The sequence below is a fragment of the Clostridium magnum DSM 2767 genome (assembly GCF_001623875.1).
In the GTDB taxonomy this organism is placed as follows: domain Bacteria; phylum Bacillota; class Clostridia; order Clostridiales; family Clostridiaceae; genus Clostridium_AM; species Clostridium_AM magnum.
In genome coordinates this window covers 1-23361 of sequence record NZ_LWAE01000020.1, presented here as the reverse complement: position 1 = coordinate 23361, position 23361 = coordinate 1, and the positions used below count along the sequence as shown (strand labels likewise).

Below are 23361 nucleotides of genomic sequence, written 5' to 3'. Positions count from 1 at the left end.
TTAGAAGACGCTGACAACTTAACATTATTTGCAGAATGGGATAACTCAGTAAGAACTTTAAGTTTTATAGCTGCTATTTTAAAGATAAATCTATTTATGATTCTTTATTTAGACACTATAAAAAAGCTGAAAACATCTTAGGTACAACATATATGGCTAAAGAATATTCTGTAGAATAGCACTAATAAATTATCAACTTGTAGAAAAGGTAAAGCAAAATAACAAAAGAAAGGATCTGAGCCAATGGTCACTTTATTACTAAAAGAAAGGTTGAAACAACAGTAAAAAAGTCTGAAGAGGCAATATCAACTCTAAAATTTCTTGAAGAAATTGCTTTAAGGAAAGAGTTGAACTCTTATCTAGCTGAACTGATGTATCAGTTAAAACTAGGACATGCTTTAAACCTCAATAACTCTATTCCAGAGGCTCTAGGTTATCTAGGGATAAAAGTAATAGGGAGATTTGAGGATGAGGTTGTACTGGCAGATGGGATTAATACCGCTACAGTAAAATGCAAGGGTTTTTATCCTAACACTAAATACAACTTCAATACCTTGAAAATAGAATAAAGGAAAGGATTTTTGCAAATGAAAGAAAAAAGTCAATCACCGCTAACTAATCTGCTTAAGGAATGGTTTCATGAGTATGACATAAATTTTATCCTTGAAGATATCATCATCAAGGAATATGACTACAACAGGTCAATGATTACAGCTACAGTCTACGGTGTGGTCTACAACGTATACCTTGAAGAATTGCTTGATTATCTAGGAATAATCATTGAAAGCTATGAGGACAAGGGTTATGGTCCTAACGGATGGGAAGATAAAAGTAAAAGTCTTTGAAGATACCTGTAAGTATGGCAAAGTTATAGACTTTAACACCATGGAATTAGTAGCTAGCCAAGAAGAAGCAGAAGAGATTAAGAAAAGTTTAGCAGTATAACTTTATCAAGGATTTAAGCAAATAAATAAAGGATGGTGCAAATATGAAATATGAGAATGAAGTTGCCAAGCTAATAGTTGAGTTAGAAGAATCAGAGGGAGCTGCAGTATATCTTCCTGATAGCCTTTGTGAAGAGCTATTAAATAAGAAGGCCTGCTTTGAGGAATTTAATATTATTGCTATTTCAAAGGGTTATTCATTAGTACAAATAGAGAACATTGAATGCCTAGCCTTTGCTAAGAAGGATGAAACCTTTGAGTATGTAAGGGAATACATGAAATACAATATGTTTGATATTCCTTACAGGGAAACTGTAGCTGAAATTATTGAAGCTGGTGGATATTTTAACTACTTTGGAGTTTAGGATCATTCAACACTATTTATAAAAAGGATTTTAAATACTACAAATCGGTAAATACCGAGGATTTTAGCAAATTAAAAAAATAGGATTTAAGCAAATAAAAAGGAGAGATTTGATTATGAGTAAAATGGAACTTTTAAAAGTGTATGAGAAAGCTGTTAAGAATTCAATAGAAAAGGGAAGAGCAGTACCTCGTTCTCTTATAGATATGGCTATTCAAAGTGGTATTAAGCCAAGTGAAATCCGAGGAATTATTGAAAAGGAATTATCACAGGAAACTGCTATAGGCAAGGCTAACCAATTAATAGTAATAGACAGATTTTTAAGCAGAGTGCCAGTACACGTTTAAAATTTTAGTAATATAGTGTAGTTAATAATATGGTATTTATAGTAGCTTAACTTATATTCCTGTATATAAAAATAACTATAAGTAACAAATATATAGTTTGAATAATTATAGTACTTATAGCAAACCCTATATTAGAAATAATAATTATAAGAGAGAAATATAGGGGTGTAAATTGAATGGAAGTTGTAAAGGTTAAAACAGAAGAAAAGAGAGATATTATGTAGCAGATAATGATGGATTACCAATAGAACCTATATTGAAGTTTATTAGGTTTAAGGATAATACCAATTATGCAAGAAATACACTTAGAATGTATTGTCAGCACTTAAAGTTGTACTTTGAGTATTTAGAGCAAAGAGGATTAGATTTTCAAAAGGTAACTATTGATGACTTATCATTGTTTGTGAATTGGTTACAGAATCCATATAAGAGTTTAAAAGTAATACCTGCAACACCTGTAGATACTGCAAGAAGTCCAAGAACAGTAAACATTATAGTTGATACTGTATTGCTGTTCTATGACTACATTTTAAGACATGAAGAATACAGCAATGATGTTTCAGAAAGACTTAAAAAATTTGTTACAAGTTCAAGCAGAAACTTTAAAGGATTTTTGTATGAGATAGCTTATGATAAGAAAAAAGTAACAAGTAATATCCTTAAATTAAAAGTGCCTAAGAGCAAGCCAAAAACTCTTTCTAAAGATGAAATAGAAATGCTCGTTAGAGCTTGTAGCAATCTAAGAGATAAGTTTTTGTTATCGTTGCTTTATGAAACTGGAATGAGAATAGGCGAAACCTTGTCATTGTGGATCGAAGATATTGATATAAGCGATATGGTTATTGATTTAAAAGACAGAGGACAACTTGAAAATAATGCTGAGATTAAAACGGTATCAAGTCCTAGAAGAATAGATATATCACAAAATTTGGCTGACATGTTTATGGAATATATAGCTGAATACCATAATGAAGAAGTTGAAACTAATCATATTTTCATAAAGATAAGTGGTAATAACAAAAACAAAGCTATGCACTATGTTGATGTAGATAATTTATTTAGAAGTCTTAAAAAGAAAACAGGAATATATGTTACACCACATATGTTCAGACATAGCTCATTAACAGTACTTAGAATGGCAGGATGGCAACCAGAACTTCTTAGAGTGAGAGCAGGTCATAAAAATATTTATACCACTATGAACACTTATATTCACCCCTCAGATGAAGATATAACAAGGGAGTTTGAGAAAACTCAACCTAATTTGGACTTGGATATTTATAACGAGGGGGAAGAATAAAGTGGATAATTTACAACTGATAAAAAGTAATCAACAAAGCAAGTATGAAGAAATAATTGAGTATCTTAGTCAGGATAATGGATATTGGTTAGAGAATGATATATGGGATGCTATAGAAACATTCTTTATAGGAGAAAAAATATCTAATATGCGATATATAGATTTTTCAAATATTAAAAATGATAATTTAAAAAATGAAATTAAATATTTTTTTCTTTACAAACATAAAGAAAAATTACTGACTAACAAAGGTATTCTTAGATTAAATGTGTCGCTAAAACATTTCTCTGAATTTTATACTGGAAAGTCTTTATTAGAATTAGATAGAGAAAAGACATTTATAAAATGGAAAATATTTTAATAGATAGAGGTATTAAATTTGATATAAATGAAAAAAGTTATTTTTGGTTTTCAAATTACTTGTTAGATTTTATTAAAGATTTATATGATGATAGAGAAGAAACTGAAAAAGATATATGGTATTCAAAGAATATTAAAGGTGCTAAAAAGAGTGCTACATCAGATAGATTAGCTACATCTATAAATTTTTCAGATATCCCTATTTATTATAAAGATATGGTTAAAAGATATTTTAAAACTATTATAACTAAAAAAAGTTGGGGGCATTGTTTTAATATACTAAAACATTTAAAAGTGTTTTTTAACTATTTTTATAATAACGGATATAAAGACGGTTTTATTGAAAATTTAAACAGAGAAGATATTGAAAATTATTTGTTTTTTATAGGTAATGAAAGAAAAGATAAAAACCTTACAGAAACAAGTAAATATATATCTTATGTAAGAACATTCTTAGAGTATATTCAAATAGCTCAATATGATAAAGCTCCTAAAAAGGAAGTGTCATTTTTAATTTTCCAAGATGATATTCCGAGAAGAGAATTTGTGCAAGACGAAATGAGAAGGGTTAAATTTGTTCCAGAGCCTATATTGAAACAATTAGATAACAATATTATGGATTTAGATAGACCACAGTATATACCTATCTATATTCTCCTAAGAGAAACAGGATGGCGTGGTACTGATATATTAAATCTTAGATATGATAATTGCCTAGATCAGATATGGAATAGTAAAGAGGAAAGATATAATTATTACCTTTGTGGTGAAATAACTAAGACTGGCATTGCAGAACTTAAAATCCCGATTAGGGATAAGGCTGCTGAAATGGTTCAGAAAGCTATTGATAAAGCTAAAGAGTTAAGTACAGAGGAAAACAACCCTAAAAAGTATTTATTTAATACTTATGAAGGTAAATTAAAAGGAAGACCATTGAATAAAGCATCTTTATTATATACAATTCAAAGACTTATTGAACAAAAAGATATTAGAGATGTTAATAGTGAGTTATATCATTTTAGGCTTCATTCACTAAGGCATACAAGAGCTAAAGAATATGTAGAACAAGGTATGGGTATTAGCATTATACAACAGATATTAGGTCATCAGAGCCTTCAAATGACAGTCCATTATGCAACAGTAACAGAAAACACTCTCTACGAGAAATGGAAGAATACTGAGGATTTAGACTTATTTAGAGTTAATACTGAAACCAATAAACTTGAACAAATAGATCTAAATTCTGATGATGGTGAAAATCTTATACGATACGAATATGTTAAAAAGAATTTAGATGCTGTAAGAGTACCTTTCGGTGTATGTTTTAAACCTTCAAAACTACCATGTAAGCAACAAATGAACCATTGTTTAACTTGTGCAAGTTTCTGTACTACAGTTGAAAATATTCCTGAATATGAAGATGAAATTGAACATACTAAAAAACAAATTGATATTGCTGAAAGATGTGGAAGAGAATTGTGGGCAGAGAAGAATAAAACATACTTAAAATTGCTGGAAGATACGCTCGAAAGAGTTAGGGAACAAAAGATACTACATAAAAATGGAGCTTCAAGGGAGGATATTCAATAATGGCTGGAAGTACAAAGGGATTAAAGAAATATGCAGAGGAAAAAACAAAGATTACTTTAGAAAAGGTTGATAAAGCTATTAGAGAACTTTCTCTTAGTGAAGAAAAGATTAATTTCAATAGCGTGGCGATAGCCAGTGGAGTATCTAAAACTTTTCTTTATAATAATGAAGAAGTTAAAAATAGAATTGAAGAATTAAGACAGCAACAAGTAAGTATGGAAATGAATCAAAGAGCCAAATATGATAAGACAGCTAAATCTAAAGATATTATCATAATGGCTAAAGATAAAAAGATTAAAGAATTAGAAGAAGAAAATAAGAAACTAAAAGAGCAATTAGAAATTTTAAGGGGTAAATTATATGAGAAATTATAATTAATTTATCCACAATGATAACAAATCATAGACTACATTAATTATATGTAGTCTATGTGTAAAGTGAGTAAAATTAATCAGTGTATAGAGATATACACTAGATATTGTTAGGATTTGAGCAAATGGAAAGTTTATTAAGTTTAACACCAGCAGAATTATTGGAAAGGGGTATATCAGAATTTAAAGGTGATCTATTCATCCAATCAAGAAGATTATTATCTGAACTAGCTGAATACAGCGATAATGATGAGGTTTTCTTATTAGATGATATCAGATGGGCAATTACAAAGAAAAGTAATTGGCTTTGGGAAAGTAAATTCAAAGATATGCCTGTTAGAAGAATTGTTGAGATAGTTGCAAATGACCATATCAACAATACCAATGAACTTCAAAAAGAGTGTTAAAAGAAAAAAGGATTTAAGCAAATTAAAATTTAGGAGGATTTATGCAAATGATTGAAAACATGAGAATGAGTGGAGATTGGCAAGTTGGCAAAGGGGCCATAGCAGATCTATGCTACTGCCCAACAGAATTAAAAATTGTAAATTTAGAGATGAGTAAAATAGACTTCTCTGAATTAGAAGGAAATGAAAACCTAATTACTATGGCGGATTTTTCGGGAGGAGATGGCCTACAAATTCATCGCATGTATGAGTATGTAAAAGCAAAAGGGTTAAATCCAGCTGCTTATTACAATGAAATGCATACAACACGCTTTAATACTGCTATGGAGAGATATAGCCATTTAGATAACTTCAATATGGTTAATACTGATTTCTTCTTTCTAAAGTGTAGACATAAAAATGGTAATGCTTATAAGAAAGAAAACATAGCAATCATAAGAAACAATCCACCCTATACCTTTATTGAGCAACATGGACAGACAGTAAGAGCAGAGGAAGCTTTCTTCTTGGAAAATTCTTTACTTAATGCAAGTGAAGGAGTACACATATTTGAACTTCCAATACATCAGCTTACAGGTATAGAGAACTTGCTTAAAAAAATTCTTTATAGATACGAGGCTGTGCACATATTTAAGTTTCCTAAAAAAGATTTTTTACGATATAAGCAAGTGGTAGTAATTGGGGTTAGAAAAAAGACCAATTCCGCTGATCTAGAAAAAGCAGAGATACTTAGAAATAGGCTTATAAATGACCAAATCCCATACCTAGATGATGATGATAAACCTGTAGTTAAGTTATCGTCAAGGGCAGTAAACAGTTGTAAACCTATCAATGTATATAGGGATGGCAGAGTTAATGATGTTACTTTAAGTAATGGATATAACCAAGTAATTAGCTCTGTGTGGGATAAGGTAAGTAAATCTACGAATAAGCATTTAATGACTATCAAAGAGAGGGGAAAGCCTATAATTGAAAAATTAATAGGAAACCAAGCAATGGAGTTAAATGCTGGAGCCTTCAATGGCATTCAAGGTAACTCAGTTTTGATTAAGGGAGGTTACGAAAAAGAGATAGTGGTCACCGAGGAAATGGAGGGCACTACTAAGGTAACTACCCGTACTGAGGTTATTAAGCCTACTATTGCAGTAACAAATAAAGTAGGAGACATTCTTGTTAAAGGACAGCTTTAAGCAAATATAAGAGGAATTATTTAATAGTTCCTCTTTAGGATTTAAGAATATTAATAATCGGTAATGCCGAGGTTTTTAGCAAATTAAAAAAGGATTTTTGCAAATGAAAGGAGTTCATTGATAAATGAATATTATAAAATTACAAAATATAGAGGATGTATTTAATTATTTAAAATCAGTAAAGTCTGATGCAGAGTATTATTCTTCAAAGCATGACTTTGAAAACTACTTTAGAAGATATTGCAGAGTTGAGGATACTATCAGAAGATTAGAAAATGAAGGCTATGATGATACTGATTTAATGAAAAAGATGGCTAATGCTGAAAATTATGATTCCTTCAGTGAGATATCAAAATTAGTTGTAGAGGCAGTTGAAAGGGATATAGCTCTTTTAACCCCTTACCAATATGAGCGAATTTTGATAAATGGGTCTTACTACAAAGTGAAATCAGCATACTACAGTGAGAATGACCAAAGAAGTACTATCCTAAGATTAGCAACAGTTTCTTGTCACACTAAAGAGGAATTAAATGCTTTGGTAGCAAGCATCCAGAGAGGTATCCGCTTTAACATCAAAGGACAAACCGTTGTATCTTTAAAAGCGGGATATGCTTGTCAGTTTACAAAAATATCTGATGAAAACTTAGGAGATGGATACCATGGAGTAATTTATCAAACTGATAACACTACTGATAAGGTAGTAATGGTATTCGGTCAAGATAATCCTGTAGATGTTATTTATCAATATGTTGAGAACAATATTGATAAGACCGGGTTAATACCTGAGTGGGCAAGCTACTTATTCAACAGACTATCTGATGATGGACTATTAGTAGAGTGTGAAGGCTTCTCGTACAGTGAGGATAAAAACGCTCCAACTAAAATTTTGATAATCTCAAATCAAGTTACTAATGAAGTAATTATGAAATATAAAATGGAAGGAATTAAAACTGAAGAAATAGAGTTACCTGTTACAGAGAATGTTACGTTATCACCTGATGCAACATTTGTTGATTTAGTAGAGCAGTATGTTATTCCTAACCTTCAAGATGAGGTTTGTGATTATAACATAGGAGAACCAATATCTGCTTCACTTAAAAAAGCTTTCTACAAAGGTAATAAAAAATGCTACCTTTACCCTAGACAACAGGTTATAGCTCAAGGAGTGGTGAATGCTATCAAGAATGGTAAGAAAAATCTATTTTTGGGATGTGGTATGGGAGTAGGAAAATCTGTGCTAATAACATCTAGTATTGCTGCACATGCTATAGAAACTAATACAGTTGATAAAACTCGTGTATTAGTCTATATTCCAGGACACCTACAGGTTAAGTGGAAGAGGGAGTGGACAGAGTATCTTAGCGCACATCATATTAAACCTACTTTCTATGATATAGAGAGATTCACTGATATAAAAAACATTCCTAAGAAGGGTAAAGGATTTGAGATTTTTATAATACCAAAGGACAAAGCAAAGAGAAGTTATATGCAAGAGTTTAATGTTTATGACAAATATAACAGAGCTAGCTTACTTGCTATAAGTAACTTTAAGAAGTCCTTAGAAAGCAAAATGGAAGAAGATAAAGAGATAATTGTAGAGAAATTTGATAAATCTATTACTTATATGAGATTGGCAGCTACAAGAGTATCAACTCATTTCAAAAAACCAGTTGTTTTATATAAGGAAGTAGTAAATGAAATGGGGAAGGTAATAGCTTACAAAGTATGTATTTCCTCGAATTCTCTTAGAAAAGCTCTTAAGAAATCTTCTATTAATGTATCTTATGATTTTCAAGTAGAGGATTTAAACAGTTTTGTTGATTCCTTAGACTTAGAAAAGATGATCAGAGATATAAAATCTTCAAATGGAGTTATTCAAAATGGACTTACATGCCCAGATTGCGGTGGTTTCATTTTTGATGATCCATTATTCCAATTTAATAAGGAAAAATGGTTAGATAACTATAGAACGAAACCTGGTACTAGAAGCAGCAGAAACAACTATCACAAGCACTACATCAAAGCGGATGGAACTCAGCTAATGGCTTTTGAGGTTAAGGCTATCAGAAATGAGAAAGTGAAATTTGTTTTCTCTGAAAAGAAGATGGTTAATCCGTATATCGATATGGATGGAACTCCGATAGTTGGAGAGGATTTAATAAAAGTTAAAGCTGGAAAGTACACAGGAGAATATCAAATAGTTTTAAAAATGTGCAAACACAAATTATGGGGAGCTATAAGCAAAAAAGGTTATAACACAGCAAATGTTGGAGATATGATGCTTAAAAAGTTTGGAAAAGGTAGTTTTACTCATTTGATCACAGACGAGGCACATTTGTTCCAAAATCTGTCAAATCAATCGCATTTGTACTCCAAACTTTGTAAATTGAGCAAATATCGACACAACTTAACGGGTACTCTAACAAACGGAAAATCTTCTAGCCTATTCTATATGTTCTATGCTTTATTCCCTCACAAGATGAAGCAGATGGGATATGAATATTCGGATGTTTCATTATGGGTAGAGCATTATGGAAGAAGAAGGGAAGTTGAAAAAGAGTATAGGGATGAACAATATAATAAAACAGGTGTTGGTAGAAGAAGTAGTACAGGCTTTAATGAGATACCTGGATTCTCTCCGCTTCTGTACAGTAACTTCTTGGCTGACATAATGATAAATAGAACTATAGAAGACATGGCAATTCCAATGCCTCCACTAAAGTATATAGCTCATAAAGTAGAGATGGATGAAGACCTTAGAGCCGGATATGATGAACTAAAGGATGATATGATAACCTTTATGAAACAGAATAAGGGGATTCCGTTAGGTGGCTCATACATTCATAATTTAATGGCTTATCCAGATTACCCTGTTCAAGAAGATATATATGCTGCAGGTATGTTTGTAGCAAGACCTACCGAGATAAAAGTAGAAGGAAGGCTATTAAATAAAGAGCAGAAGCTTATTGATACTATAAAGAAAGAGTTACAACTTGGAAGAAGGACTTTAGTAACAAGTATCTATAGTGGAGAAAAGGGAGTAAGCAAAAGATTAGTAGATATTATAAGAAGTCAGGGAATTGATGTTATTGAATTGACTTCAAGCATACCTCTAGAAAAAAGAGAAGCTTGGATTCAGAAACAGTATGATAATGGAATTTACGTTATTATCACAAATCCTCGTTGTGTAGAAACAGGTTTAGATATTTATGGCTATCCTAATATCTATATATACGAAAGCGGTTGGGATATCAAGACTTTGAGACAAGTTGAACGTAGATCTTGGCGTATTGGACAGCAGAATGGTTGCAAAGTATTCTACTCCTACTATGTAAACAGTATACAAGAGGATTGTATAAAGCTTGTAGGAAGTAAGAAGAAAAGCTCACTTATGCTAGAAGGTAAGTTTGATGAAGATTTCCTTAGCACTATGTCAGAGGCTGGAGATAGTGGGGCTCGTGTCTTGTTCAAGATGTTGGAGGGAAAGGTGACTTTGAAAGAGTCAGAGTTAGATGCTTTCCAATTTGAGGAAGATACAGAAGACACAGAAATTCCAGTTGAAGTACAAGCTGTTCAAACTACAACTGATTCACAACTAACTTCAAAGAAAACTACTAAGAAGAAACCTAACACTGGAGTTGAGCAGACTACTTTATTCACGATTACTGATGCAGACATGGAAAAGCTCAGTTCAAAGGTTAAAAAGAAAAATAAATTAGTAGAAGGTCAAATGACTTTCTTAGCATTAGCTTAAATACATCAAAGGATTTATGCAAATACAAGGGCAGTAAGTAGTTTATATTTATTGCCCTTTTTTTAAAAAAGGATTTATGCAAATAAAATTTAGGAGGATTTTCGCAAATGAACACTTTATTACAAAGAGAAAAAATAGATAGTAAACAAGAAGGTTTAATAGATTTAATAGATGAATTTATCAGCAATAGCTTAGATGAGCTTGAAACTGAAGGTGCTATGTGTCTAGAGATGTGTGAGGAAGAGGATGGAGATTATCATATGACCTCTTACTGGATTGATGGCACATACACAGAGGTAGAGAATTTCTTAATGAAACACTACCATGAGGATTACTTTAAGGACATGTGTAATATTATCATCTCAAAGTATCCTAACAACATTGAGGCATTAAAGGAGAAAATGGGGGATAGAGCTAACTACAATGACACCTTGGCTTATGAGTGCTTGGGAACTATACTTCTTAAAGAATACCAAACATCTAGCATCTGGTATACCGTATATGGCTCCGAAGAGGATGATTTAATAGACTTCGTGCAGAGATACCATATACTAAATGCTTTAGAGGATCAAGAGGATTTCCCTGTTTTAAAAACATCAGATTTATCAGCTGCTATGCTTGGAATAAGCACATCCGTTACGCCTTCTGATATGTATGATGTATTTGCTCATAATGTAGATAAGTTAACAGATAAGGAGTATAACTTTATAGGTGAAGAGAGAAAGATCTTTACACCTGACTTTATACAAATATCTTCTGTTGGGGCAAGGTGGAAGTGTTATGTAGATATGTCTAGAAAGTCAAAAGGATATATGGTTGATTTTTTAGAGAAGTTTATAAAAGCTCAGGAAGTTGCAAGGGCACTTGATGAGTTAGGGGTAGGGGAATATGACTTAAAATGGCTATTCAACTGAAAGATATAATCTTAGATGATTATAAGAATAGGTTTTCTGCTCCACCAAATTCATTTCCTTTGCATAAAGATAATTTAAGCATGGATGTAATCAACCTTGATGGTAAGCCTACAATAGAGGCTAAGTTTAAAATCCGAGGTATTGAGGATAAAAATAGTGTGTGGAAAGATGTAATGCTTAGATATTACGATATACCACAAGAACCTCAAGAACTTATGGACACAATCTTTAAATTAGCTACAGACATAAAATTAGAACTTGTAGGAATGGAAGCTCAAAAAGCTACCAAGGATAGACCTGCAATACCTGCTATTGAGGGACAATACCCACATAAAAACCTTGCTACTCATGGTTTGCGATTCATTGAGGATATGAATGTGCATTACAAGGATAGTAAGGGCAGAGAGCGTAAGAAGGAAGCTAAAGCTAGATTTACATTGGCTATGGCTGAAAAACAAGCATTGTATCTTTTGAAGAAAACACTTAGATATTCTAAGGATACAACAATCTCTTGCTCCTTCGGTGTTGATTCAGTTCTTGCCCTTCATTTACTTAGAAGGGTTACTAAGAAGGATTTTAAGGTTATCTTTAATAATTCCTTAATCGAATATAAAGAAACCTATGAATTGAAGGCAGAATTAGAGAAAGAATGGGATCTAAATATTATTGAAACTAAACCAGTTGAATCTTATTGGTCACTACTTGAAAAACAAGGATTTAACTTTGATAGAAAAAGTGACAGAAGAGAGAAGAATGGCTCAAAGAAAAGCAATTCTGAGACATGCTGTGCCAAAATTAAGCACGAACCATTTTACAATTTGATAGCCCAAAATAATTTTAATGTAAATATTAGTGGGCTGAGAGCAGATGAATCAAGGGCTCGTATGCAATCGGCTTTACGTGACAGTGTAGTGTACTACGCTAAAACATGGAGCATGATAAGAGTAAATCCAATTACATTTTTTACCAATACCCTAATTTGGGATTATATTCGCAAATATAACGTCAAGTACTCAAAGGTATACGACATGAAGCTATATTGGGAAGATGTCTTTGATTCAGTAGATGATGAAGACTTTGGAGAAGTTTGTTATAGTCCGCGAACTGGTTGTTGGCCATGTGCGGTGAATATGGAGCGTTTTTATTTTTCTTGGTTGAAGAAGTTTAAACCTCTTTTATACTGGCATCTAATGAAAGATAGAGGCTTAGCAAAGACTTTATTCTCAATGAATGCCCATAAGATTGGTTTAGCAAAACCTAAAACTGAAATGAAAGCTAAAGTACAGAATACTACAGGGCAGATTAGTTTATTCGATACAGAAGAAACTACGGAGAGCAAGTCTTGTGATAGTTGCAGTTCAGTATTTGATGATAATACTGTTGATGAATTATTAGAAAAGTATTCTGTAGAAATGATGGAAACTTGGATTACAAGAAGACCATGTAAGTTTATGACCGTAAGCTAGAATAATAACAACTGTAGTTGTTATTATTACAAATGGTAATCAGAAATATTCAGAAAAAGAAAGCCCCTATGTCTTATGATATAGGGGTTTTTCATCAAAGCCATTATATTCAATTAGATTTGATTATAGCATAAATTACATGTAGTAGATCACTTGTAAATGAAATGGCGCTTCTCTATAATTAGTATATGTAAAATGTTTATTTGAGGGGGATTTAAATGAAAAAGAAGATTTTGGGGGCTTTAAGTACATTGTTACTGAGCACAGTGTTGTTACTGCCAACCCAAGTTTAATGCTGCTTCAATATCTAAAAGGTTGTCTGGAACTAATAGATATGAAACTGGTGCTAAGATTGTACAGGAAGGTTGGACAACCTCTGATTATGCAGTAATAGCAAGCGGAGAAGGTTTTGCAGATGCACTTTGTGCAGCACCTTTAGCTAAAAAATACAATGCACCTATACTTTTAACAGGGAAAAATAGTTTGGATTCAAATACAGAGATTCAATTATTAACTCTTAAAGTTAAAAATGTATTTATAGTGGGGGGACCCGGTGTTGTTTCAGACAATATAAAATCTAGATTAGAGAGTATGGGCATTGCAACTACTAGAATATACGGACAAAATAGATTTGAAACATCACTTCAAGTAGCTAAGAATTTAGAAAATGCTAGTGGTGTTGTAGTTACAAATGGATTTGGTTTTGCAGATGCTTTATCTATAGCACCTGTAGCTGCACAAAAGGGAATGCCAATATTATTAACAGATAAAGATGATTTATCTTCACCAATTAAAGAGTTTTTGTCTAGTAGCTCTTATACACAGAGTTATATAGTTGGAGGAAGTGGAGTTGTAAGTGATAAGATAGCCTCACAGTTAAAAGGCAATACAAGACTTGGAGGCTCTAGCAGATACGGTACAAATGCAGCAGTATTAAATCATTTTGCTGATGAATTTAGTTATGACAAAGTTTATGTTGCATCTGGTCAGAACTATCCTGATGCACTATCTGGAAGTGCATTGGCCTCTGCAAGTAAGTCACCTTTAATTTTAGTGGGAACTTCAGTTGACACTTCAGTAATGGCTTCAATAAAAGCAAAACACGATAACTATAAAGACATAGTATTGTTAGGTGGAAGCAGCGTAGTTCCTGATACATTGGCAAATAACATTGTAACTGGAAAAGAAGATTTAAAGGTAAGTTTTATTGATGTTGGTCAAGGTGACAGTATTTTAATACAAACACCAAACGGAAAAAATATGCTTATAGATGCGGGACCAACCGAAGCTAGCAGTACTGTAACATCATATTTAAGTGGACTTGGTATAACTCAGTTAGATGTAATAGCGGGTAGCCATCCTCATGAAGATCATCTGGGGGCATGAGTACAGTAATAAACATGTTTAAGGTAGGCAAAATATATATGCCTAAAGTCACGACTACTACACATACATTTGAAGATGTGATAACCGCAATTAAGAACAAAGGGTTAAGCATAGATACCCCTATAGCTGGAACAACAGTAGATTTAGATCCTGATGTAAAATTAGAGATACTAGCTCCTAATTCAGAGAGTTATGAAGACTTAAATAATTACTCTATAGTATTTAAACTTACTTATGGTAATAAATCATTCCTGTTTACAGGTGATGCAGAAGATGTTTCAGAAAAAGAAATGCTAAGTAAAGGGTATGACTTAAAAGCTGATGTATTGAAGGTAGGACACCATGGGAGCAATTCTAGCACAGCTTCTATCTTATCAGCAGTGTCACCTCAATATGCTATTATAAGCGTAGGCAAGGGAAATGATTATGGACATCCAACCCAAGCTACAATGGATAAACTAAAAAATGCTGGAGTAACTGTATATAGAACTGATGAAAATGGAACTGTAGTGGCTGTATGTGATGGAAACACAATAACGTTTAATACTGCTCCGGGTAGTTACAATGGAGGTAGTTCAAATAATGATTCCCAAACAACTACTCCTGTAAATACAAATCCATCTACATCAAGTTCACAAGAGCCAAGTACAAGTACATCAACAGGTCATGGATTAATAAAGGGAAACATTAATTCAAAAGGCGAGAAGATTTATCATGTGCCAGGTGGCTCATATTATGATAGAACAATACCTGAAGTATGGTTTAATACAGAAGAAGAGGCACAAGCAGCAGGATTTAGAAAATCATTAAGATAACCTTAATAGGCTCTGGCAGTTATGTCGGAGCCTAATTTTTGTGCAACGAATACCAATGGCTATACCCAACATCAGTAATTAATCTTGTTATCAGTATTACTCAGTACCGTTTCTGCACCACCTAACAAAGTTTTCACAGTTATTACAAAATAGATTGTAATTATCTTCCCCTAATCTACTATAAGCTCTACTAATAACTCTATCCCTTGAATAATATATAGGACTTTCATCATCTGATTTTTTTTGTATCTTTGATCCATCAGCGAAGGTTTCTAAACTATCTATCTTTAATTTCTCTAGTAAGTAATGAATAACTTTTCCATCTCCAATAAACAACCCATGATGAGTATATCCAGCTCTTTGAACAAACAAATGGTCAGCTTTAGCTAAATCTTTGACTTCAAATGCTAGTAAACTTCTAAGTACTCCATATTTTAGACTATCATTTGCATTCTCAACTGTATCATTAAAATTAAAAAGTGATTTTGTAACCTTACCTAAAGAAGGGTGTAAGTCCTCTGCTCGTTGCTCAATTTCTCTTCTTTGTTCTTTTATCACCTGTCTTACTATTTTATCAGTGTTGTGCCTTGGATTTTCATGAATAACAAAAGGATTATCAGAAAATAAGCTATCAAATAAACCCATAAAACTCAGTACCACCTTTACATTAATCTTTATAGTTAATGCTTACCATTTTCAATAATCATTAATCATAATTATTGTAATTCTTATAATCTATGTGTTATTTATACCACTTAAATACAATACATTCTCCTAAATTATATATTTGATAAAATAAAAACCTCCTTCAATATATAAAAAAGATAAAACTCGATATTAAAAATATTAATAACGACATTGATTTTTATAACTTATAGTTCTATAATATAAAACATAGGAGGGGATAATATTGGAAAATAAGTTTATTGGCAATTGTCCACGATGTAATAATAAATTAATAGCAACACGATTAGCTTGTAATAAATGTGAATTAGAGTTGACTGGAGATTTTGAGCTTAGCAAATTTGATTATCTATCAAGTGAGGATTTAGATTTTGTAATTTCATTTCTAAAATATCAAGGTAATATAAAAGCTCTGCAAGAAGAGAAAAAAATGTCTTATCCAGCGGTAAAAAAGAAACTAGGAGATATTCTTATTAATTTAGGGATTGAAGCCTATAAAGAAGAAAAAGAGGTGGATTCAGAAATGGCTGATCTTAAGTATTTACCTATAGATGCTAATGATAGTTTAGCTATAAAAAAAATAAAGCAAAAACTAAATGAATGTGAGGGCAAAACATCAGTACCGCTATTCACAGGTAAGCCATGTGAAATATGGTATGATAACAATGGAAAAGGGTTAGTTTCTCCGAAGATTCCAGTTGCTAATCATCTAACTTGGGAAGTTTTTAATGCTGCAGTTGAAGTAGTAATGAAAAACGGAGGTAAAGCAGAAAAAGGGAAAGCTCAATCAGGTGCTAAATTAGGCAGTGATGGTCTTCCTTTGAATTCAGTAGAGGGTTATATTGCAAATAAAGTTCATGGTGTTGAGGAAGGTAAATCAGCATTTGGACCAGGATTTGTTGTATGTGCAATTTTAGATTGGGCAGGCGTTTGCAAAAATGAAAGAGGATATCTTTCTATTTCTCCTGAGTTTCTTATGGAAAATGATGAAGAACATTAGATATATAGATAAATATAAGAGAGAAAGTTATAGTATAGGAGAAATTGCAAAATATTTTGGAGTTTCAATAACTACTATTAACAATTGGTTGAAAGAAGGAAGATTCTTGGGTGTACCAGGAAGAGCCAAAAATAAAACAAGGATTTCAGAAAATGCAGTATGGATTTCTAGCACTGGAGAAAGATTTTGCATTAAGGATCTAATAGCTGAAGCAGTAGAGAATGAAAAGAAAAGAGCAGCATCTTCTAAGAATGAAGAGAAGAATGCTTTAATGGAAGTTTTAAGTTACTATGAAGAGAAATACGGTGATACATACGAAAAAATTAAGAACAAGGTATCAAAGACCTCGGAAGAGTTAAGGGATTTATCTGAATGGAGGTATATCCTAGAAAGAGTTAAGAGTGAGTTGATTTAAGCTTAATGGTATATCCTATTCTCTACATAGGATATACCATTAAGTTTAATTCATAGAGAAATTACCCTTTTCACTATCATTGATAACATAATAGCATGTACTTTCTTCTGGTTTAATATAAATTTTTAATGTTTTTATATCTTTCTGGAGCTTGCCAGCATCTTTCCAGATAGCTTTTATTTTCTTCTCTAAGCTTTCTATATTAATTTCTTCCCCTTGAAATTGCAGATATTTTGCAACCTTCATTAAAACACCCCCTAGTGCATAAAAAGTTAATTTTAATGAAAATTATACCATATTCTTCCTCTTAATCAAAGAAAGTTTTAATCCACCCTTTATATATACTTTTAGTCTTCGTCTTGATTATGTTCTGATTTTGAGATTAGTTTGATAGCAACAACGACAACTACAGCCATAGCTATAATGCCTATTCCTGCTATAATAGGTATCTGCATAAAATCCTCCATGTTATTATATTTAAATTAATTACTCATCATTTTAACTTATATGGAAATCCAAATGTTTATTTTTTATAAATATGTGTTATAATAAAAATAGATAGAAGGAAGCAGGTAGTGTATGCCAGCTTTAGTTAGTTTGTAGGGTTTGATGGAGAAGTTTGCGAGGCCACTCCATCATTCTTATTTTTTTGTGTATTATCCGTCCTTACTTTAGTGCCTACCTGTGATGCCGACGAATTTGAACCATTATCAGAAGGATTTGTTGAAATTCTCGTAGATGTTCCTATCTCTCCTGTTTTTACGTTCACATTGAATTTAGTTTCATAATTGAAGCTCTTTTCGTTAGACGATAGAGCTGATTGAGATAAAATCCCAAATCTTACGATTTCCACGACTGCCCAGATGAATGCTATAACAGTCATAGCAATGAAAAATTTATTTAAACTATCTTTTTTGCTTTTCTGCACTTTATCTCCTCCGATTCCCAATTTGTTATCCTTTGTACTGGCTTACCTGCTTCCTTCTAGGCTTCCACACCCATTAAGGTGTTTTCACCATGTTTTATGGACAGGACAATAAATTGGTATTAAGAGGACATGCATATCAAACCTGATCTAGCTAATTTACTAGTATGTACCTCGCTTTTATGTTTCAACTAACAACATAGTCCATACATATTAATTATACCATTTTTCATGTTATCCTGTCACAATTTTCTACTACATTATAAATATATGCAAAATTTGATTTAATGTGTACAAAAGCTTTATAAAAAAAGTAGTAATATAACTTTTTTAATCCCTGTAGAATCAGCTCTAACCTATTATTATATGCGGTAATAGCGAGAATAGAACATTATTTAGTTAATTAAATATGGTTTAATAAAGAAAGGCATGTATTCAATTTATATAATTAAATAACTAATCGTATAGGTTGCACTTCACAACAAAAAATAGTATAATAATATCATAACAAAATATATTTTTACACAAAATTTTAGGTATCTATTTACCTAGAAGGATTTTTTACAAATTAAATAATTTTTGAGCAAATACTTTAGGATTTAGTCAAATGACTATCTGTTTTCCTAAAGTTTTTTTGTTTTGGAAAAAAACAGTAGGAGGATTTAGAAAATGAGAAATTTGTTAGGTGAATTGCAACAGAAGTTTGAATTTGCTTGCTCTACAAGTGGTGGAAACTATCGAGTGTGTGTTGATGTTAGCGGAATAGGGTTTTTAATTTCTGGTGATTGTATCATGTTTTGCACTATAGATAACAAGATACTAAGTTGCAAAGAAATTATAAAGCTTTATGAAACAGAAGAAGGTATGGAACAGTTAGAAGACGCTGACAACTTAACATTATTTGCAGAATGGGATAACTCAGTAAGAACTTTAAAGTTTTATAGCTGCTATTTTAAAGATAAATCTATTTATGATTCTTTATTTAGACACTATAAAAAAGCTGAAAACATCTTAGGTACAACATATATGGCTAAAGAATATTCTGTAGAATAGCACTAATAAATTATCAACTTGTAGAAAAGGTAAAGCAAAATAACAAAAGAAAGGATCTGAGCCAATGGTCACTTTATTACTAAAAGAAAGGGTTGAAACAACAGTAAAAAAGTCTGAAGAGGCAATATCAACTCTAAAATTTCTTGAAGAAATTGCTTTAAGGAAAGAGTTGAACTCTTATCTAGCTGAACTGATGTATCAGTTAAAACTAGGACATGCTTTAAACCTCAATAACTCTATTCCAGAGGCTCTAGGTTATCTAGGGATAAAAGTAATAGGGAGATTTGAGGATGAGGTTGTACTGGCAGATGGGATTAATACCGCTACAGTAAAATGCAAGGGTTTTTATCCTAACACTAAATACAACTTCAATACCTTGAAAATAGAATAAAGGAAAGGATTTTTGCAAATGAAAGAAAAAAGTCAATCACCGCTAACTAATCTGCTTAAGGAATGGTTTCATGAGTATGACATAAATTTTATCCTTGAAGATATCATCATCAAGGAATATGACTACAACAGGTCAATGATTACAGCTACAGTCTACGGTGTGGTCTACAACGTATACCTTGAAGAATTGCTTGATTATCTAGGAATAATCATTGAAAGCTATGAGGACAAGGTTATGGTCCTAACGGATGGGAAGATAAAAGTAAAAGTCTTTGAAGATACCTGTAAGTATGGCAAAGTTATAGACTTTAACACCATGGAATTAGTAGCTAGCCAAGAAGAAGCAGAAGAGATTAAGAAAAGTTTAGCAGTATAACTTTATCAAGGATTTAAGCAAATAAATAAAGGATGGTGCAAATATGAAATATGAGAATGAAGTTGCCAAGCTAATAGTTGAGTTAGAAGAATCAGAGGGAGCTGCAGTATATCTTCCTGATAGCCTTTGTGAAGAGCTATTAAATAAGAAGGCCTGCTTTGAGGAATTTAATATTATTGCTATTTCAAAGGGTTATTCATTAGTACAAATAGAGAACATTGAATGCCTAGCCTTTGCTAAGAAGGATGAAACCTTTGAGTATGTAAGGGAATACATGAAATACAATATGTTTGATATTCCTTACAGGGAAACTGTAGCTGAAATTATTGAAGCTGGTGGATATTTTAACTACTTTGGAGTTTAGGATCATTCAACACTATTTATAAAAAGGATTTTAAATACTACAAATCGGTAAATACCGAGGATTTTAGCAAATTAAAAAAATAGGATTTAAGCAAATAAAAAGGAGAGATTTGATTATGAGTAAAATGGAACTTTTAAAAGTGTATGAGAAAGCTGTTAAGAATTCAATAGAAAAGGGAAGAGCAGTACCTCGTTCTCTTATAGATATGGCTATTCAAAGTGGTATTAAGCCAAGTGAAATCCGAGGAATTATTGAAAAGGAATTATCACAGGAAACTGCTATAGGCAAGGCTAACCAATTAATAGTAATAGACAGATTTTTAAGCAGAGTGCCAGTACACGTTTAAAATTTTAGTAATATAGTGTAGTTAATAATATGGTATTTATAGTAGCTTAACTTATATTCCTGTATATAAAAATAACTATAAGTAACAAATATATAGTTTGAATAATTATAGTACTTATAGCAAACCCTATATTAGAAATAATAATTATAAGAGAGAAATATAGGGGTGTAAATTGAATGGAAGTTGTAAAGGTTAAAACAGAAGAAAAAGAGAGATATTATGTAGCAGATAATGATGGATTACCAATAGAACCTATATTGAAGTTTATTAGGTTTAAGGATAATACCAATTATGCAAGAAATACACTTAGAATGTATTGTCAGCACTTAAAGTTGTACTTTGAGTATTTAGAGCAAAGAGGATTAGATTTTCAAAAGGTAACTATTGATGACTTATCATTGTTTGTGAATTGGTTACAGAATCCATATAAGAGTTTAAAAGTAATACCTGCAACACCTGTAGATACTGCAAGAAGTCCAAGAACAGTAAACATTATAGTTGATACTGTATTGCTGTTCTATGACTACATTTTAAGACATGAAGAATACAGCAATGATGTTTCAGAAAGACTTAAAAAATTTGTTACAAGTTCAAGCAGAAACTTTAAAGGATTTTTGTATGAGATAGCTTATGATAAGAAAAAAGTAACAAGTAATATCCTTAAATTAAAAGTGCCTAAGAGCAAGCCAAAAACTCTTTCTAAAGATGAAATAGAAATGCTCGTTAGAGCTTGTAGCAATCTAAGAGATAAGTTTTTGTTATCGTTGCTTTATGAAACTGGAATGAGAATAGGCGAAACCTTGTCATTGTGGATCGAAGATATTGATATAAGCGATATGGTTATTGATTTAAAAGACAGAGGACAACTTGAAAATAATGCTGAGATTAAAACGGTATCAAGTCCTAGAAGAATAGATATATCACAAAATTTGGCTGACATGTTTATGGAATATATAGCTGAATACCATAATGAAGAAGTTGAAACTAATCATATTTTCATAAAGATAAGTGGTAATAACAAAAACAAAGCTATGCACTATGTTGATGTAGATAATTTATTTAGAAGTCTTAAAAAGAAAACAGGAATATATGTTACACCACATATGTTCAGACATAGCTCATTAACAGTACTTAGAATGGCAGGATGGCAACCAGAACTTCTTAGAGTGAGAGCAGGTCATAAAAATATTTATACCACTATGAACACTTATATTCACCCCTCAGATGAAGATATAACAAGGGAGTTTGAGAAAACTCAACCTAATTTGGACTTGGATATTTATAACGAGGGGGAAGAATAAAGTGGATAATTTACAACTGATAAAAAGTAATCAACAAAGCAAGTATGAAGAAATAATTGAGTATCTTAGTCAGGATAATGGATATTGGTTAGAGAATGATATATGGGATGCTATAGAAACATTCTTTATAGGAGAAAAAATATCTAATATGCGATATATAGATTTTTCAAATATTAAAAATGATAATTTAAAAAATGAAATTAAATATTTTTTCTTTACAAACATAAAGAAAAATTACTGACTAACAAAGGTATTCTTAGATTAAATGTGTCGCTAAAACATTTCTCTGAATTTTATACTGGAAAGTCTTTATTAGAATTAGATAGAGAAAAGACATTTATAAAATGGAAAATATTTTTAATAGATAGAGGTATTAAATTTGATATAAATGAAAAAAGTTATTTTTGGTTTTCAAATTACTTGTTAGATTTTATTAAAGATTTATATGATGATAGAGAAGAAACTGAAAAAGATATATGGTATTCAAAGAATATTAAAGGTGCTAAAAAGAGTGCTACATCAGATAGATTAGCTACATCTATAAATTTTTCAGATATCCCTATTTATTATAAAGATATGGTTAAAAGATATTTTAAAACTATTATAACTAAAAAAGTTGGGGGCATTGTTTTAATATACTAAAACATTTAAAAGTGTTTTTTAACTATTTTTATAATAACGGATATAAAGACGGTTTTATTGAAAATTTAAACAGAGAAGATATTGAAAATTATTTGTTTTTTATAGGTAATGAAAGAAAAGATAAAAACCTTACAGAAACAAGTAAATATATATCTTATGTAAGAACATTCTTAGAGTATATTCAAATAGCTCAATATGATAAAGCTCCTAAAAAGGAAGTGTCATTTTTAATTTTCCAAGATGATATTCCGAGAAGAGAATTTGTGCAAGACGAAATGAGAAGGGTTAAATTTGTTCCAGAGCCTATATTGAAACAATTAGATAACAATATTATGGATTTAGATAGACCACAGTATATACCTATCTATATTCTCCTAAGAGAAACAGGATGGCGTGGTACTGATATATTAAATCTTAGATATGATAATTGCCTAGATCAGATATGGAATAGTAAAGAGGAAAGATATAATTATTACCTTTGTGGTGAAATAACTAAGACTGGCATTGCAGAACTTAAAATCCCGATTAGGGATAAGGCTGCTGAAATGGTTCAGAAAGCTATTGATAAAGCTAAAGAGTTAAGTACAGAGGAAAACAACCCTAAAAAGTATTTATTTAATACTTATGAAGGTAAATTAAAAGGAAGACCATTGAATA

At 31.5% G+C, this 23361-nt stretch carries 26 protein-coding genes and 3 pseudogenes; 26 read left to right on the top strand and 3 right to left on the bottom strand.

The window, feature by feature from the left end; all coding sequences use genetic code 11:
* The first annotated feature begins 371 nt into the window (after window positions 1-371).
* The 15 genes and pseudogenes from CLMAG_RS30105 (at window position 372) to CLMAG_RS30045 (ending at window position 15208) form a co-directional block, all read left to right on the top strand.
* On the top strand, window positions 372-569 hold the full coding sequence (locus tag CLMAG_RS30105) for a hypothetical protein (RefSeq protein WP_066622941.1): 198 nt from the start codon (window positions 372-374) through the stop codon (window positions 567-569).
* A 12-nt stretch (window positions 570-581) separates the two neighbouring features.
* Window positions 582-845, top strand: coding sequence for a hypothetical protein (locus CLMAG_RS32145; RefSeq protein WP_153041016.1), 264 nt, complete (start codon window positions 582-584; stop codon window positions 843-845).
* Complete coding sequence (locus tag CLMAG_RS32860) at window positions 805-945, top strand: hypothetical protein (RefSeq protein WP_161487067.1); 141 nt, start codon at window positions 805-807, stop codon at window positions 943-945. Before CLMAG_RS32145 ends, CLMAG_RS32860 begins: the two co-directional genes overlap by 41 nt.
* A 43-nt stretch (window positions 946-988) precedes the next feature.
* On the top strand, window positions 989-1309 hold the full coding sequence (locus CLMAG_RS30100) for a hypothetical protein (protein ID WP_066622938.1): 321 nt from the start codon (window positions 989-991) through the stop codon (window positions 1307-1309).
* Between the two features lie 115 nt (window positions 1310-1424).
* The gene (locus CLMAG_RS30095; RefSeq protein ID WP_066622936.1) at window positions 1425-1655 is read left to right on the top strand and encodes a hypothetical protein; all 231 of its coding nucleotides are present in this window, start codon (window positions 1425-1427) and stop codon (window positions 1653-1655) included.
* 176 nt (window positions 1656-1831) lie between these two features.
* Window positions 1832-2955: pseudogene (locus CLMAG_RS30090) on the top strand (tyrosine-type recombinase/integrase).
* Window position 2956: 1 nt separating this feature from the next.
* Window positions 2957-4905, top strand: a pseudogene (locus tag CLMAG_RS30085) (tyrosine-type recombinase/integrase).
* On the top strand, window positions 4905-5279 hold the full coding sequence (locus CLMAG_RS30080) for a DUF6262 family protein (RefSeq protein ID WP_066622928.1): 375 nt from the start codon (window positions 4905-4907) through the stop codon (window positions 5277-5279). The pseudogene CLMAG_RS30085 and the gene CLMAG_RS30080 overlap by 1 nt, the downstream one beginning before the upstream one ends.
* A gap of 122 nt (window positions 5280-5401) precedes the next feature.
* Window positions 5402-5683, top strand: a complete 282-nt coding sequence (locus CLMAG_RS30075) for a hypothetical protein (protein WP_066630493.1) — start codon at window positions 5402-5404, stop codon at window positions 5681-5683.
* A 47-nt stretch (window positions 5684-5730) separates the two neighbouring features.
* Window positions 5731-6873, top strand: a complete 1143-nt coding sequence (locus CLMAG_RS30070; RefSeq protein ID WP_066631211.1) for a DUF6094 domain-containing protein — start codon at window positions 5731-5733, stop codon at window positions 6871-6873.
* Window positions 6874-6997: 124 nt separating this feature from the next.
* A complete protein-coding gene (locus CLMAG_RS30065) occupies window positions 6998-10627 on the top strand; it encodes a helicase-related protein (RefSeq protein ID WP_066631210.1) in 3630 nt (1209 codons plus the stop codon).
* A gap of 107 nt (window positions 10628-10734) precedes the next feature.
* Complete coding sequence (locus CLMAG_RS30060; RefSeq protein ID WP_066631209.1) at window positions 10735-11541, top strand: hypothetical protein; 807 nt, start codon at window positions 10735-10737, stop codon at window positions 11539-11541.
* Window positions 11526-13007, top strand: a complete 1482-nt coding sequence (locus CLMAG_RS30055) for a phosphoadenosine phosphosulfate reductase family protein (RefSeq protein ID WP_066631208.1) — start codon at window positions 11526-11528, stop codon at window positions 13005-13007. The genes CLMAG_RS30060 and CLMAG_RS30055 overlap by 16 nt, the downstream gene beginning before the upstream one ends.
* 315 nt (window positions 13008-13322) lie before the next feature.
* The gene (locus CLMAG_RS33130) at window positions 13323-14393 is read left to right on the top strand and encodes a cell wall-binding repeat-containing protein (protein ID WP_066631207.1); all 1071 of its coding nucleotides are present in this window, start codon (window positions 13323-13325) and stop codon (window positions 14391-14393) included.
* Window positions 14390-15208 (top strand): ComEC/Rec2 family competence protein, encoded by an 819-nt coding sequence (locus tag CLMAG_RS30045; RefSeq protein ID WP_066631205.1) that lies wholly within the window; start codon window positions 14390-14392, stop codon window positions 15206-15208. Before CLMAG_RS33130 ends, CLMAG_RS30045 begins: the two co-directional genes overlap by 4 nt.
* Window positions 15209-15304: 96 nt before the next feature.
* Here CLMAG_RS30045 and CLMAG_RS30040 read toward each other — a convergent pair whose 3' ends face one another.
* Window positions 15305-15853: a lecithin retinol acyltransferase family protein gene (locus CLMAG_RS30040; RefSeq protein WP_066631203.1), complete on the bottom strand. Its 549-nt coding sequence runs from the start codon at window positions 15851-15853 to the stop codon at window positions 15305-15307.
* Window positions 15854-16118: 265 nt separating this feature from the next.
* Here CLMAG_RS30040 and CLMAG_RS30035 point away from each other — a divergent pair, with 265 nt between their 5' ends.
* The gene (locus CLMAG_RS30035) at window positions 16119-16892 is read left to right on the top strand and encodes a DUF2089 domain-containing protein (protein WP_066631201.1); all 774 of its coding nucleotides are present in this window, start codon (window positions 16119-16121) and stop codon (window positions 16890-16892) included.
* Entirely contained in the window at window positions 16876-17307 is a 432-nt protein-coding gene (locus CLMAG_RS30030) for a MerR family transcriptional regulator (RefSeq protein WP_073393588.1), read from the top strand. The genes CLMAG_RS30035 and CLMAG_RS30030 overlap by 17 nt, the downstream gene beginning before the upstream one ends.
* Before the next feature lie 45 nt (window positions 17308-17352).
* Here the strand turns inward: CLMAG_RS30030 and CLMAG_RS30025 are convergent, their stop codons facing one another.
* On the bottom strand, window positions 17353-17553 hold the full coding sequence (locus CLMAG_RS30025; protein WP_066631195.1) for a DUF6465 family protein: 201 nt from the start codon (window positions 17551-17553) through the stop codon (window positions 17353-17355).
* Window positions 17554-17899: 346 nt separating this feature from the next.
* Window positions 17900-18235 carry a hypothetical protein gene (locus CLMAG_RS30020; protein ID WP_066622947.1) on the bottom strand — a complete coding sequence of 112 codons (336 nt, stop codon included), beginning with the start codon at window positions 18233-18235 and terminating at the stop codon, window positions 17900-17902.
* A 666-nt stretch (window positions 18236-18901) separates the two neighbouring features.
* Between CLMAG_RS30020 and CLMAG_RS30015 the strand changes: the two genes are divergently transcribed.
* The 9 genes and pseudogenes from CLMAG_RS30015 to CLMAG_RS29975 all read left to right on the top strand — a co-directional run.
* Window positions 18902-19285 (top strand): hypothetical protein, encoded by a 384-nt coding sequence (locus CLMAG_RS30015; protein WP_066622944.1) that lies wholly within the window; start codon window positions 18902-18904, stop codon window positions 19283-19285.
* A gap of 64 nt (window positions 19286-19349) precedes the next feature.
* Window positions 19350-19676 (top strand): hypothetical protein, encoded by a 327-nt coding sequence (locus tag CLMAG_RS30010; protein ID WP_066631194.1) that lies wholly within the window; start codon window positions 19350-19352, stop codon window positions 19674-19676.
* A gap of 12 nt (window positions 19677-19688) precedes the next feature.
* Window positions 19689-20051 (top strand): hypothetical protein, encoded by a 363-nt coding sequence (locus tag CLMAG_RS30005; protein ID WP_073393590.1) that lies wholly within the window; start codon window positions 19689-19691, stop codon window positions 20049-20051.
* 43 nt (window positions 20052-20094) lie between these two features.
* Window positions 20095-20415: a hypothetical protein gene (locus tag CLMAG_RS30000; protein ID WP_066622938.1), complete on the top strand. Its 321-nt coding sequence runs from the start codon at window positions 20095-20097 to the stop codon at window positions 20413-20415.
* A 115-nt stretch (window positions 20416-20530) separates the two neighbouring features.
* Window positions 20531-20761 carry a hypothetical protein gene (locus tag CLMAG_RS29995; protein ID WP_066622936.1) on the top strand — a complete coding sequence of 77 codons (231 nt, stop codon included), beginning with the start codon at window positions 20531-20533 and terminating at the stop codon, window positions 20759-20761.
* Window positions 20762-20937: 176 nt separating this feature from the next.
* Window positions 20938-22062 (top strand): tyrosine-type recombinase/integrase, encoded by a 1125-nt coding sequence (locus CLMAG_RS29990; protein ID WP_066622934.1) that lies wholly within the window; start codon window positions 20938-20940, stop codon window positions 22060-22062.
* A 1-nt stretch (window position 22063) separates the two neighbouring features.
* Window positions 22064-22303 (top strand): hypothetical protein, encoded by a 240-nt coding sequence (locus tag CLMAG_RS29985; protein ID WP_066631192.1) that lies wholly within the window; start codon window positions 22064-22066, stop codon window positions 22301-22303.
* A gap of 26 nt (window positions 22304-22329) precedes the next feature.
* Window positions 22330-22704: a hypothetical protein gene (locus CLMAG_RS29980; RefSeq protein ID WP_066631190.1), complete on the top strand. Its 375-nt coding sequence runs from the start codon at window positions 22330-22332 to the stop codon at window positions 22702-22704.
* An 11-nt stretch (window positions 22705-22715) separates the two neighbouring features.
* A pseudogene (locus CLMAG_RS29975) lies at window positions 22716-23361 on the top strand (tyrosine-type recombinase/integrase); the annotation flags it as partial.